The organism is Variovorax sp. KBS0712 (genome assembly GCF_006323185.2).
Taxonomy (GTDB): Bacteria; Pseudomonadota; Gammaproteobacteria; order Burkholderiales; family Burkholderiaceae_C; genus Variovorax; species Variovorax boronicumulans.
This window is the reverse complement of the sequence record NZ_VCCD02000002.1, coordinates 142,699-157,043: the sequence shown is the minus strand read 5'-3', so window position 1 is coordinate 157,043 and position 14,345 is coordinate 142,699. Positions and strand designations below refer to the sequence as shown.

3 protein-coding genes and 2 pseudogenes are annotated in these 14,345 nt (G+C 63.5%); 2 read left to right on the top strand and 3 right to left on the bottom strand.

Annotation, left to right across the window (positions count from 1 at the left end):
* Nucleotides 1–79 precede the first annotated feature (79 nt).
* Genes FFI97_RS17615 through FFI97_RS17605 form a run of 3 tightly spaced genes read right to left on the bottom strand, consistent with a single transcriptional unit; the run spans nucleotide 80 to nucleotide 2,539 of the window.
* Nucleotides 80–940 (bottom strand): hypothetical protein, encoded by an 861-nt coding sequence (locus FFI97_RS17615; protein WP_139702451.1) that lies wholly within the window; start codon nucleotides 938–940, stop codon nucleotides 80–82.
* A gap of 19 nt (nucleotides 941–959) precedes the next feature.
* Complete coding sequence (locus tag FFI97_RS17610; RefSeq protein WP_139702452.1) at nucleotides 960–2,102, bottom strand: DUF2827 domain-containing protein; 1,143 nt, start codon at nucleotides 2,100–2,102, stop codon at nucleotides 960–962.
* Nucleotides 2,099–2,539 carry a DUF4019 domain-containing protein gene (locus FFI97_RS17605; protein WP_095950584.1) on the bottom strand — a complete coding sequence of 147 codons (441 nt, stop codon included), beginning with the start codon at nucleotides 2,537–2,539 and terminating at the stop codon, nucleotides 2,099–2,101. Before FFI97_RS17605 ends, FFI97_RS17610 begins: the two co-directional genes overlap by 4 nt.
* Before the next feature lie 317 nt (nucleotides 2,540–2,856).
* On the opposite strand from FFI97_RS17605, the pseudogene FFI97_RS34425 reads away from it, so the two are divergent.
* Both FFI97_RS34425 and FFI97_RS17600 read left to right on the top strand, forming a co-directional pair.
* A pseudogene (locus FFI97_RS34425) lies at nucleotides 2,857–3,681 on the top strand (ESPR-type extended signal peptide-containing protein); the annotation flags it as partial.
* A 12-nt stretch (nucleotides 3,682–3,693) separates the two neighbouring features.
* Nucleotides 3,694–14,289, top strand: a pseudogene (locus FFI97_RS17600) (beta strand repeat-containing protein); the annotation flags it as partial.
* Nucleotides 14,290–14,345 lie beyond the last annotated feature (56 nt).

Sequence of the window (14,345 nt, the reverse complement as noted above, 5' to 3'; positions counted from 1 at the left end):
GCAGCCGGCGAGCGATTCGCCGGCCCCATGAAAAAGCCCCGCTTCGGCGGGGCTTTTTCATGGGCGTTCGTTGCCGGTGTCAGCCCGGCGGCGGATTCGGCTTCAGGTGTTCCTGGCCCTTCAGCACCATCGCCATACCGGCGGGGCCGCCCACCGCGTAGGGCAGCGAGGCCTGCAGCGAATGGGCGAAATCGCCGCGGTACAGCTTGGCGCCCTGGTGGGTCAGGTTCGAATTGGCATCGATGTAGATCGACTCGCCCAGCCCCGACCACAGCCGGCAGAAGCCGTAGTCTTCCGACAGGTAGCGCCGCGTGACCGGGTCGACCATCACGTCGAAGAAGCGGTAGTGCAGCCCGCGGTCGGCTTCGCCGATGCTGTCGGGCACGTACTGCAGCTCGGGGTAGGCGGCCATCAGCCGCTCGAACACGCCGCGCCGGATCGCCATGAAGCCCGTGGGCGCCTCGGTCATCTTCATGAAACCGTCGGGTTGCACCTCGAGCTCGATCTGCGACGCGCCTTCTTCGGCCTTGGCATTGACCGTGTAGCGCGTGAAGGCGGCCTCGAACTGCTGCTGCGTGGTGCCGGCCGCCACGCCGCCGGCTGGCCAGTCTTCGCGCTTGAGCGGGTACACGCCGGCGGCGATGTCGTAGCCCGACAGCAGCAGGCGGAACGCTGCCTCGGCCGAGAAGCCGATGTCTGCGTCGATCCAGAACAAGTGGGTCCACTCGGTGTTGGCCAGGAACTGGGCCACGCAGTTGTTGCGCGCGCGCGTGACCAGGCTCTCGCCCTGGTGCATCAGCACCTGCACCTTCATGCCGGCACGCTCGGCGCTCACGGTGAAGTTCAGCAGCGACGCCACGTAGTTCTGGAAGAACTTGCCGTCGTGGCTCGGCGTCACGATCACGGGATAGAAGTGCCGGAGTTCGGACGGGTCGAGCATGCGAGGGGGCTCCGTGGGTCTAGCGGGCGGGGCGCTGCATCAGGCCTTGCAGCAGGGTGTCGTAGGTCTGCGTGGCCGCCGCGTCGCCGGGCAGGTAGCGCGCGATGAGTGCGCGTTGCCGGTCGCGGTAGGCCTGGGCCTGGGCGTCGTGCCCGTCGATGGCTTCGAGCACGCGGGCGCTGCCCGCGGCCACGTCGTTTTCTGCGTAGTAGTAGCCCAGGTCGGCGCACAGGTGGGCGTTGTGCACCAGCGGATAGCCCTGCCAGCAGGTCTCGAGGTAGAAGTAGTTGAGCGGGTTCTCCCACTGGTGGGAGACCACGATGTCGGTGTTCTGCGCCAGGAACACCGGGGTCTCGTGCCGGCCCAGGAAGACCGCCTTGTGCTGGCGCACCAGGTCGAGCTGGTTCATCAGCGTGATGAACTCCATGCTGTCCTTGGCCATGCGCTCCACGTTCGTGACCTGCAGCAGCGCGATCGCGTCGGGGCGGGCGCGGTACGCCAGCTCGGCGATCAGGATCGGGTAGACGCAGAACTTCACCACGTTGATGTTCGGCTCCATCACGCTGAGCCGCCGCGGGCCGCTGCGCGGCTGGTAGGCGCCGCCGTCGGGCAGGGCGCGGGCACGCTCTTGCAGGAACACCGGGCTCCAGACGAAGGGCACGGCGCGCGCCTCGGCGCGGCGCAGCACCTCGAAGTACGGCTGGCTGATGTGGGCCACCTGCGGAACCATCCAGATGTCGTCGTAGCGCTGGTTGATGAACAGGTTGCGGCCCCACAGCGGCTTGCCGAACAGCATCGACTCCATCGCGTGCACGTACTCGAAGCCGCAGCAGTACGACACCAGCCGCGCGCCGCGGCGCTTGAGGTGGTCGGTCTGGTCGGCGTCGATCTGGCCGCCCAGCTCGATCAGCACATCCACGCTGTCCTTGGCCGCCTCGAAGGTCACGGTCGGCCAGCGGGCCTGGTCCCAGGGCAGGGCGGGGGTGATGGGCGTGGCGGTGGTGTTGACCAGCACCACCGAGGCGACGCTGGGGCAGTGCTTCAGCGCCTCTGCCAGGAACACGGCGTTCTGCTTGATGCCGTTGTTCCAGAGGGTCTCGGCCTCGTGGTGGAGGCCGATCGTGATGCCGATGCGCAGGCCGGCACCCGAGGCGGTGGTCATTGGTTTTCGCGGGGGATGTAGCCCGTCAGGCGCCAGCCTTGGGGTTCGAGGCGGAAGCTGACTTTTTCGAAGACCGTTTTGTCGTTGGTCAGGCGGGTGGCGAAGTCGACGTTGGCGTACAGGCCTGCAGGGATGCCGGTGCTGTCGTCCAGGTAGCGGATGCGGGTCACGCTGGCCCAGTCACGGCGGGCCACGACGCCCACGGTCTGGCGCGAGCGTTGCGTGTTGGCAACGAATTCGGCCTTGGGAAAGCGAGTCTTCACAAACGCAGACGCGGTGTCCCAGATCTCTCCCGCCCGGTTCTCATCGATCTGCTTGAGGCTGCTGAGGCCCGCCTGGACGAGTTCGTCGGCGGAGTTGCCGTCCTGCGCCAGGGCGCAGGAACCGGCCAGGGCCAGCGTGCATGCGGCCAGGAAACGGGGGAGAAACGGCTTCATTGGGCACCTTTTGTGAGGAAAACCGCTGTGACAGACAGCGGCGGCGATTCTAGGCGGGGCGTTCGGATCGACGTTCCACAGCGACATCGCCGCGCCCGGATTTGTCGCCAATCGTGAAAGTTTGTGAACTAAATCATCATTTCACGGTTTCCGGTAGACCGAAATGGCTGCAAATGTAAACGGCTGCGTACATTACCGCGTCCATTGTGAACGTCAGGGTAACTACGACCCTGGCTGGGGCGACGAACCGCGGGCGGTCGTTGCCTTCCTCCGCCGTTGATACCGCGCCCGCCCTCTGTGAACCGAGCTCGAAGAATATGAACAAGTCTTACCGAAGTATCTGGAATGAAGCCCTGGGGGCCTGGGTTGCGGCGTCTGAAATCACTTCGGCGCGGGGGAAGAAGAGCGGTTCGAAGTTGGTGCGGGCGGCCGTCGCAGCTGCGACGCTCATGGCTGTCGTGACGGGGGGGCATGCTTCCTATCAGATCGGCGGCGGGTATGCGCCGAACTCGGTGACCAATGCCATCGCCATTGGCAATGGCAGTGGCAGCGGCACCTCGGGCAACAACAGTGCGTATGCAATTGCTGATTACTCTCTCGCGATCGGGAACAACGCCCAGGCGAGCTCTCACAGCTCGACGGCAATCGGCTCTGGTGCCAAAGCCTCGGGCAAAGGGGCTTACGCCCTGGGCAACGACGCCAAGGCCAGCGGGACTTCATCGGTCGCGGTAGGGGGCGGGGACGGAACCGGCAACGGTGGCTCGGTCGCGTCGGGCGAGCAGGCCGTGGCCATCGGCCGGGCAACAACTGCCAGCGGCGCGAACAGCGTGGCCATCGGCGGCAACCTGACGGTGGATGGCGGCGCGAAGAGCGCCGGCGCAAACGCCGTGGCGATCGGCACGGGAGCCAGCGCCGGTAACGACAACAGCGTCGCGCTTGGTAGTAACAGTGTGACCGCCGCGGCGGTTCCGACTGCCAATGCGACGGTCAACGGGGTTGTGCTGGGCGGGTTTGCCGGCGCCACACCGACCAGTGTCGTGAGCGTTGGTTCGGCGGGCGCTGAGCGCCAGATCACCAATGTGGCGGCGGGCCAGGTGACCTCCACCTCGACCGATGCGATCAATGGCAGCCAGTTGTACTCGGTCGCCAGCACGGTGGGGTCGCTGTCGACCTCCACGTCCTCGGGGCTGAGCACCGCCAACAGCCGCGTCAACAGTCTGTCGACCTCGACGTCGTCAGGACTGAGTACAACGAACAGCAATGTCAGCAGCCTGTCGACTTCGACATCGAGCGGCATCTCCAGCCTGTCGACCGGCCTGAGCACCACGAACAGCAACGTGAGCAGCCTGTCGACGTCCACATCGTCCGGCCTGAGCACGACCAACAGCCGTCTCAACAGCCTGTCGACCTCCACATCGACCGGTTTGAGCACGGCGACCAGCAGCATCTCGAGCCTGTCCACGGGCTTGAGTACGGTGAACAGCGAACTGGACAGCCTGTCGACTTCCACGTCGAGCGGTTTGAGTACGGCGACCAGCGGCATTTCCAGCTTGTCCACGGGCCTGAGCACCACGAACAGCAACGTCGCCAGCCTGTCGACATCCACATCGTCGGGCCTGAGCACGGCGAGCAGTCGCATCAACAGCCTGTCGACTTCGACGTCGTCGGGACTGAGCACGGCCACGAGCAGCATCTCGAGCCTGTCGACCGGCCTGAGCACCACGAACAGCAACGTCGGCAGTCTTTCGACCTCCACGTCGACCGGCCTCAGCACGACCAACAGCCGCATCGACAGCCTGTCGACGTCGACGTCGTCGGGCCTCAGCACAGCGACGAGCGGGATCTCCAGCCTGTCCACAGGTCTGAGTACCACGAACAGCAACGTCGGCAGCTTGTCGACGTCCACATCGTCGGGCCTGAGCACCAGCAGCAGTCGCATCGACAGCCTGTCGACGTCGACTTCAAGCGGCCTGAGCACGACCAACAGCAACGTCAGCAGCCTGTCGACTTCGACGTCGTCCGGTTTGAGCACGGCCACCAGCGGCATCTCCAGCCTGTCGACTGGCCTGAGCATCACGAACAGCAACGTCAGTAGCCTGTCGACTTCTACGTCGTCCGGACTGAGCACCAGCAGCAGCCGCATCGACAGCCTTTCGACATCGACGTCGAGCGGTCTGAGCACGGCGACCAGCGGAATCTCGAGCCTGTCCACAGGTCTGAGCACAGCAACCAGTGGCATCTCCAGCCTCTCCACGGGGTTGAGCACAACGAACAGCAACGTCAGCAGCCTGTCGACCTCGACGTCGAGCGGGCTGAGCACGGCGACCAGCGGCATCTCCAGCCTGTCGACTGGCCTAAGCACCACGAACAGCAACGTCAGTAGCCTGTCGACATCGACGTCGTCCGGCTTGAGCACGGCCACGAGCGGTATCTCCAGCCTGTCCACCGGCTTGAGCACGACCAACAGCAACGTCAGCAGCCTGTCGACTTCGACGTCGTCCGGTTTGAGCACGGCCACCAGCGGCATCTCCAGCCTGTCCACAGGCCTGAGCACTACGAATAGCAACGTGAGCAGCCTTTCGACGTCGACGTCGTCGGGTCTGAGCACGGCGATCAGCGGAATCTCGAGCCTGTCCACGGGCTTGAGCACGACGAACAGCAACGTGGGCAGCCTGTCAACGTCCACGTCGACTGGCCTGAGCACGACCAACAGTCGCATCGACAACCTGTCGACGTCGACTTCAAGCGGTCTGAGCACCGCCACGAGCGGCATCTCGAGCCTGTCCACAGGTCTGAGCACGACGAACAGCAACGTCAGCAGTTTGTCGACCTCGACGTCGTCGGGTCTGAGCACAACCAACAGCCGCATCGACAGTCTCTCGACGTCCACGTCGAGCGGCCTGAGCACTGCGACCAGTGGAATCTCGAGCCTGTCCACGGGCCTGAGCACGACGAACAGCAACGTGAGCAGCCTGTCGACATCTACGTCGTCGGGCCTAAGCACTGCCACCAGCGGCATCTCCAGTTTGTCCACGGGCCTGAGCACCACGAACAGCAACGTGAGCAGCCTGTCGACATCTACGTCGTCCGGTTTGAGTACCGCTACGAGCGGCATCAACAGTCTGTCGACGGGCCTGAGCACGACCAACAGCAATGTGAGCAGCCTGTCGACGTCGACGTCGTCGGGCCTGAGCACGGCCACGAGCAGCATCGACAGCCTCTCGACCTCCACTTCGAGCGGTCTGAGCACTGCAACCAGCGGTATCTCGAGCCTGTCGACGGGCTTGAGCACCACGAACAGCAACGTGGGCAGCTTGTCGACCTCGACGTCGTCGGGTCTGAGCACGGCCAATAGCCGCATCGACAGCCTCTCGACATCTACGTCGTCGGGCCTGAGCACTGCGACCAGCGGCATCTCCAGCCTGTCCACAGGTCTGAGCACCACGAACAGCAATGTCAGCAGCTTGTCGACCTCGACGTCGAGCGGCTTGAGCACGGCAACCAGCGGCATCTCTAGTCTGTCGACGGGCCTGAGCACAACCAACAGCAACGTGAGCAGCCTGTCGACTTCGACGTCGTCCGGCCTGAGCACCGCGACCAGCGGCATCTCCAGTCTTTCGACCGGTCTCAGCACGACGAACAGCAACGTCAGCAGCCTGTCGACCTCGGCGTCGTCGGGCTTGAGTACGGCAACCAGCGGCATCTCTAGTCTGTCTACGGGCCTGAGCACGACCAACAGCAATGTCAGCAGCTTGTCGACCTCGACGTCGAGCGGCTTGAGCACGGCAACCAGCGGCATCTCCAGCCTTTCGACCGGTCTCAGCACCACGAACAGCAACGTCAGCAGTCTGTCGACTTCGACGTCGTCGGGCTTGAGTACGGCAACAAGCGGTATCTCGAGCCTGTCCACGGCTCTGAGCAGCACCAACAGCAACCTGGACAGCCTCTCGACTTCCACGTCGAGCGGGTTGAGCACCGCGACCAGCGGTATCTCCAGCCTGTCCACGGGCCTGAGCACCACCAATAGTCGTATCGACAGCCTCTCGACGTCTACGTCGTCGGGCCTGAGCACGGCCACGAGCAGCATCGATAGCTTGTCGACGTCTACCTCGAGCGGTCTGAGCACTGCGACCAGTGGCATCTCCAGTTTGTCGACGGGCCTGAGCACGACCAACAGCAACGTCAGCAGTCTGTCGACCTCGACGTCGTCTGGTCTGAGCACCGCGACCAGCGGCATCTCCAGCCTGTCCACGGGTCTGAGCACGACGAACAGCAATGTCAGTAGCCTTTCGACCTCCACGTCGAGCGGCTTGAGCACAGCCACGAGTGGCATCGACAGCCTGTCGACTGGTTTGAGCACGACCAACAGCAACGTCAGCAGCCTCTCGACCTCGACGTCGTCCGGCCTGAGCACGGCGACCAGCGGCATCTCGAGCCTGTCCACTGGCCTGAGCACGACGAACAGCAATGTGAGCAGCCTGTCGACTTCTACGTCGAGCGGCCTGAGCACAGCGACCAGCGGGATCTCGAGCCTGTCCACGAGCCTGAGCTCGACAAACAGCAATGTCAGCAGCCTCTCGACCTCGACGTCGTCCGGCCTGAGCACGGTGACCAGCGGCATCTCGAGCCTGTCTACGGCTCTGAGCAGCACCAACAGCAACCTGGACAGCCTCTCGACTTCCACGTCGAGTGGATTGAGCACCGCGACCAGTGGCATCTCCAGCTTGTCTACTGGCCTGAGCACGACCAACAGCAACGTGAGCAGCCTGTCGACTTCGACATCGTCGGGCCTGAGCACTGCGACCAGTGGCATCGCCAGCCTGTCGACGGGCTTGAGCACCACGAACAGCAACGTGGGCAGCTTGTCGACTTCGACGTCCAGTGGTTTGAGCACGACCAACAGTCGAATCGATAGCCTTTCGACCTCCACATCCTCGGGTCTGAGCACGGCGACGAGTGGCATCGAGAGCCTGTCGACCGGGCTGAGCACCACGAACAGCAACGTGAGCAGCTTGTCGACGTCGACTTCGAGCGGTCTGAGCACCGCGACCAGCGGCATCTCGAGCTTGTCGACGGGCCTGAGCACGACCAACAGCAACGTGAGCAGCCTGTCGACTTCTACGTCGAGTGGCCTGAGCACGGCGACCAGCGGGATCTCCAGCCTGTCCACGGGCCTGAGCACGACGAACAGCAACGTGAGCAGCCTGTCGACCTCGACGTCGTCTGGTTTGAGCACGGCTACGAGCAGCATCGATAGCCTTTCGACTTCGACGTCGTCGGGTTTGAGCACGGCGACCAGTGGGATCTCCAGCCTGTCGACCGGTCTGAGCACCACCAACAGCAACGTCAGCAGCCTGTCGACGTCCACGTCGTCGGGCTTGAGCACGGCCACGAGCAGCATTGATAGCCTTTCGACGTCGACGTCGTCGGGTCTGAGCACCTCCACCAGCGGGATCTCCAGCCTGTCTACCGGCCTGAGTACCACGAACAGCAATGTCAGCAGCTTGTCGACCTCGACCTCGTCCGGTCTGAGCACGGCCACGAGCAGCATCGACAGCCTTTCGACTTCGACGTCGTCTGGTTTGAGCACTGCCACCAGCGGTATCTCCAGCCTGTCCACGGGTCTGAGCACGACGAACAGCAACGTGAGCAGCCTGTCGACCTCGACGTCCTCTGGTTTGAGCACCGCGACCAGTGGCATCTCCAGCCTGTCTACCGGCCTCAGCTCCACGAACAGCAACCTGGACAGCCTTTCGACCTCCACGTCGAGCGGTCTGAGCACTGCAACCAGTGGAATTTCGAGCCTGTCGACTTCGACGTCGTCGGGCCTGAGCACGACCAACAGCCGTATCGATAGCCTTTCGACATCCACGTCGAGCGGCCTGAGCACGGCGACGAGCAGCATCGACAGCCTCTCGACGTCTACGTCCTCGGGTCTGAGCACTGCGACCAGCGGCATCTCTAGCCTGTCCACTGGCTTGAGCACGACCAACAGCAACGTCAGTAGCCTGTCGACCTCCACGTCGAGCGGCCTGAGCACGGCGACGAGCAACATCGACAGCCTATCGACGTCCACGTCGTCTGGTTTGAGCACTGCCACCAGCGGTATCTCCAGCCTGTCGACTGGCTTGAGCACGACAAACAGCAATGTGAGCAGCCTGTCGACCTCGACGTCGTCCGGCCTGAGCACGGCGACGAGCAACATCGACAGCCTTTCGACGTCTACGTCCTCTGGTTTGAGCACCGCGACCAGTGGTATCTCCAGCCTGTCGACCGGCCTGAGCACGACGAACAGCAACGTCAGCAGCCTCTCGACCTCGACCTCGTCGGGTCTGAGCACTGCCACCAGCGGCATCTCCAGCCTGTCCACTGGGTTGAGCACGACGAACAGCAACGTCGGCAGCCTCTCGACCTCCACGTCGTCGGGTTTGAGCACGGCGAACAGCAGCATTAGCAGCTTGTCGACGTCTACATCGTCCGGCCTGAGCACGGCCACGAGCAGCATCGACAGCCTGTCGACGGGCTTGAGCACGGCGACCAGTGGCTTCTCGAGCCTGTCCACCGGCCTGAGCACCACCAACAGCAACCTGGACAGCTTGTCGACGTCCACGTCGAGCGGCTTGAGCACGGCCACCAGCGGTATCTCCAGCCTGTCCACGGGTCTGAGCACCACGAACAGCAACGTCGGCAGCTTGTCGACCTCGACTTCGTCTGGCTTGAGCACGACGAACAGCCGTATCGACAGCCTGTCGACGTCCACGTCGTCGGGCTTGAGTACGGCAACCAGTGGCATCGATAGCCTGTCTACCGGCCTGAGCACGACGAACAGCAACGTCAGCAGCCTGTCGACGTCGACATCGTCTGGCTTGAGCACGGCGACGAGCAGCATCGACAGTCTGTCGACTTCGACCTCGTCGGGTCTGAGCACTGCCACCAGCGGCATCTCCAGCCTGTCCACTGGCTTGAGCACGACCAACAGCAACGTCAGCAGCTTGTCGACCTCGACCTCGTCCGGTCTGAGCACGGCCACGAGCAGCATCGACAGTCTTTCGACTTCGACGTCGTCTGGTTTGAGCACTGCCACCAGTGGCATCAACAGCCTGTCGACCGGTCTGAGCACGACCAACAGCAATGTGAGCAGCCTGTCGACGTCCACGTCGTCAGGGCTGAGCACGGCGACCAGCGGCATCGCCAGCCTGTCCACCGGCCTGAGCACCACCAATAGCAACCTGGACAGCTTGTCGACATCCACCTCGAGCGGCTTGAGCACGGCAACCAGTGGTATTTCGAGCCTGTCGACTTCGACGTCGTCTGGCTTGAGCACGGCGACGAGCAGCATTGGCAGCCTTTCGACCTCGACGTCGTCTGGTTTGAGTACTGCGACCAGCGGTATCTCCAGCTTGTCCACTGGCCTCAGCTCCACGAACAGCAACCTGGACAGCCTGTCGACGTCCACGTCGAGTGGCTTGAGCACGGCCACCAGCGGTATCTCGAGCCTGTCTACGGGCCTGAGCACCACAAACAGCAATGTGAGCAGCCTGTCGACCTCCACGTCGTCCGGCTTGAGCACTGCGACGAGCAGCATCGACAGCCTGTCGACTGGCCTGAGCACGACCAACAGCAACGTCAGCAGCCTGTCGACCTCGACGTCGTCCGGCCTGAGCACGGCGACCAGCGGCATCTCGAGCCTGTCCACTGGCTTGAGCACGACGAACAGCAACGTGAGCAGCTTGTCGACTTCGACGTCGAGCGGCCTGAGCACGGCCACGAGCAGCATCTCGAGCCTGTCCACTGGCCTGAGCACCACGAACAGCAATATCAGCAGTCTTTCGACCTCGACGTCGAGTGGCCTGAGCACGGCCACGAGCGGCATTGAGAGCCTCTCGACTGGTCTGAGCACGACCAACAGCAACGTGAGCAGCTTGTCGACGTCTACGTCGTCGGGCCTGAGCACGGCCACGAGCAGCATCAATAGCCTCTCGACCGGCTTGAGCACGGCAACCAGCGGTATCTCCAGTCTGTCGACTGGCCTGAGCACCACGAACAGCAACGTGAGCAGCCTGTCGACATCCACGTCGACCGGGCTGAGCACGGCCGCGAGTGGCATCGATAGCCTGTCGACGGGGCTCAGCACGGCGACCAGTGGCATTTCCAGCCTGTCCACTGGCCTGAGCTCGACGAACAGCAATGTCGGCAGCTTGTCGACCTCGACGTCCTCGGGTTTGAGCACGGCTACGAGCCGCATCGATAGTTTGTCGACCGGTTTGAGCACCGCAACCAGCGGTATCTCCAGTCTGTCCACCGGCCTGAGCACCACGAACAGCAACGTCAGCAGCCTCTCGACGTCCACGTCGTCCGGCCTCAGCACCGCCACGAGCGGCATCTCCAGCCTGTCCACGGGCCTGAGCACGACGAACAGCAACGTGGGCAGCCTGTCGACTTCGACATCGTCGGGTCTGAGCACGGCCAACAGCCGCATCGACAGCCTGTCGACTTCCACGTCGAGCGGCCTGAGCACCACGAACAGCAACCTGGACAGCCTTTCGACCTCGACGTCGAGTGGTTTGAGCACGGCGACCAGCGGCATCTCGAGCCTGTCGACGGGTCTGAGCACGACCAACAGCAACGTCAGCAGCCTGTCGACGTCCACTTCGTCTGGCCTGAGCACCGCCACCAGCGGCATCTCCAGCCTGTCGACCGGCCTGAGCACGACCAACAGCAACGTCAGCAGCCTGTCGACGTCCACGTCGTCTGGCCTGAGCACCGCCACCAGCGGCATCTCCAGCCTGTCCACCGGCCTGAGCACGACGAACAGCAACGTGAGCAGCTTGTCGACCTCCACGTCGTCTGGCCTGAGCACTGCGACGAGCAGCATCGACAGCCTGTCGACCGGGCTGAGCACGACGAACAGCAACGTCAGCAGTCTCTCGACCTCGACGTCGTCGGGTTTGAGCACTGCCACCAGCGGCATCTCCAGCCTGTCTACGGGCTTGAGCACGACGAACAGCAACGTCAGCAGCTTGTCGACCTCCACGTCGTCTGGCTTGAGCACTGCGACGAGCAGTATCGACAGCCTGTCGACCGGGCTGAGTACCACGAACAGCAACGTGAGCAGCTTGTCGACCTCCACGTCGTCTGGCCTGAGCACTGCGACGAGCAGCATCGACAGCCTGTCCACTGGCCTGAGCACGACCAACAGCAACGTCAGCAGCCTGTCGACCGGCTTGAGCACGACGAACAGCAACGTGAGCAGCTTGTCGACTTCGACGTCGAGCGGCCTGAGCACGGCCACGAGTGGCATCTCGAGTCTGTCCACCGGCCTGAGCACGACGAACAGCAACGTCAGCAGCCTCTCGACCTCGACATCGTCCGGCCTGAGCACTGCGACCAGTGGCATCTCGAGCCTGTCCACGGGCTTGAGCACCACGAACAGCAACGTCAGCAGCCTGTCGACTTCGACGTCGAGTGGCCTGAGCACTGCTGCCAGCGGCATCGATAGCTTGTCGACCGGCTTGAGCACGACCAACAGCAGTGTCAGCAGCCTCTCGACTTCGACGTCGTCGGGTTTGAGTACTGCGACCAGCGGCATCTCCAGCCTGTCCACGGGCTTGAGCACCACGAACAGCAACGTGAGCAGCTTGTCGACCTCTACGTCTTCTGGTTTGAGCACTGCGACGAGCAGCATCGACAGCTTGTCGACCGGGCTGAGCACGACCAACAGCAACGTCAGCAGTCTCTCGACCTCGACGTCGTCGGGTTTGAGTACGGCAACCAGCGGCATCTCCAGCCTGTCGACGGGCTTGAGCACGACGAACAGCAACGTGAGCAGTCTGTCGACCTCGGCGTCGTCGGGCCTGAGCACGGCCACAAGCAACATCGATAGCTTGTCGACGGGCCTGAGCACGACGAACAGCAACGTGAGCAGCTTGTCGACGTCGATGTCGTCGGGTTTGAGCACTGCGACCAGCGGTATCTCGAGCCTGTCGACGGGCCTGAGCACGACCAACAGCAACGTCAGCAGCTTGTCGACTTCCACGTCGTCCGGCCTCAGCACCGCTACCAGCGGCATCGACAGCTTGTCGACGGGTCTGAGTACCGCAACCAGCGGTATCTCCAGCCTCTCCACGGGATTGAGCACGACGAATAGCAACGTCAGCAGCCTGTCGACTTCGACGTCGTCGGGACTGAGCACGGCCACGAGCGGCATCGACAGCCTCTCGACCGGCTTGAGCACGGCGACCAGTGGCATCTCCAGCCTGTCCACTGGACTGAGCACGACCAACAGCAACGTCAGCAGCCTCTCGACGTCGACGTCGTCCGGCCTCAGCACTGCCACCAGCGGCATCTCCAGCCTGTCCACGGGCCTGAGCATCGCAACCAGCGGTATCTCGAGTCTGTCAACGGGATTGAGCACCACCAATAGCAACGTGAGCAGCCTGTCGACTTCGACGTCGTCGGGACTGAGCACGGCCACGAGCGGCATCGACAGCCTCTCGACCGGCTTGAGCACGGCGACCAGTGGCATCTCGAGTCTGTCCACCGGCTTGAGCACGACGAACAGCAATGTCAGCAGCCTGTCGACGTCGACGTCGTCCGGTCTCAGCACCGCCACCAGCGGTATCTCCAGCTTGTCCACTGGCTTGAGCACCACCAACAGCAACGTGAGCAGCCTCTCGACCTCCACGTCGTCCGGCCTGAGCACGGCCACGAGCGGCATCGACAGCCTCTCGACCGGTTTGAGCACAGCGACCAGTGGCATCTCCAGCTTGTCCACGGGCCTGAGCACCACGAACAGCAACGTCAGCAGCCTCTCGACCTCCACGTCGTCTGGTCTGAGCACCGCGACGAGCGGAATCGACAGCCTCTCGACTGGGTTGAGCACGGCGACCAGTGGCATCTCCAGCTTGTCCACTGGCTTGAGCACGACCAACAGCAACGTCAGCAGTCTCTCGACCTCGACGTCGTCTGGCCTGAGCACGGCGACCAGTGGCATCTCCAGCCTGTCCACTGGCTTGAGCACGACGAACAGCAACGTGAGCAGCCTCTCGACGTCCACGTCGAGTGGCCTGAGCACCGCTACGAGCGGAATCGACAGCCTGTCGACCGGCCTGAGCACGGCCACGAGCGGAATCGATAGCTTGTCGACCGGTCTGAGCACCGCCACCAGCGGCATCTCCAGCCTGTCCACTGGCTTGAGCACGACCAACAGCAACGTGAGCAGCCTCTCGACCGGCCTGAGCACCGCCACCAGCGGCATCTCCAGCCTCTCCACAGGCCTGAGCACCACCAACAGCAACGTCGGCAGCCTCTCGACCTCCACGTCCTCGGGCCTGAGCACCGCCACGAGCAACATCGACAGCCTCTCGACCGGCCTCAGCACGACGAACAGCAACGTCGACAGCCTCTCGACCTCGACCTCGTCGGGCCTGAGCACGGCCACGAGCAGCATCGACAGCCTGTCGACCGGCCTGAGCACGACCAACAGCAACGTCAGCAGCCTGTCCACCTCGTTCTCGTCCGGCCTGAGCACCGCCTACAGCGGCATCTTCAGCCTGTCGACGGGCCTGAGCACGACGAACAGCAACCTGGGCAGCCTGTCGTCCTCGACCTCGACCGGCCTGAGCACCGCCAACAGCGGCATCGGCAGCCTGTCGACCGGCCTGAGCACCGCCAACAGCGGCATCAACAGCCTGTCCACCGGCCTGAGCACGACCAACAGCAATGTCGGCAGCCTCTCGTCGGGCCTGAGCACGACGAACAGCAACCTGAACAGCCTCTCGACCTCCACGTCGTCCGGCCTGAGCAC

What these genes read in the sequence shown, in the direction of transcription:
- FFI97_RS17615 (WP_139702451.1), bottom strand. Translation starts at nt 940, where the DNA reads ATGCTCGACCCGTCCGAACTCCGGCACTTCTATCCCGTGATCGTGACG.
- FFI97_RS17610 (WP_139702452.1), bottom strand. Translation starts at nt 2,102, where the DNA reads ATGACCACCGCCTCGGGTGCCGGCCTGCGCATCGGCATCACGATCGGC.
- FFI97_RS17605 (WP_095950584.1), bottom strand. Translation starts at nt 2,539, where the DNA reads ATGAAGCCGTTTCTCCCCCGTTTCCTGGCCGCATGCACGCTGGCCCTG.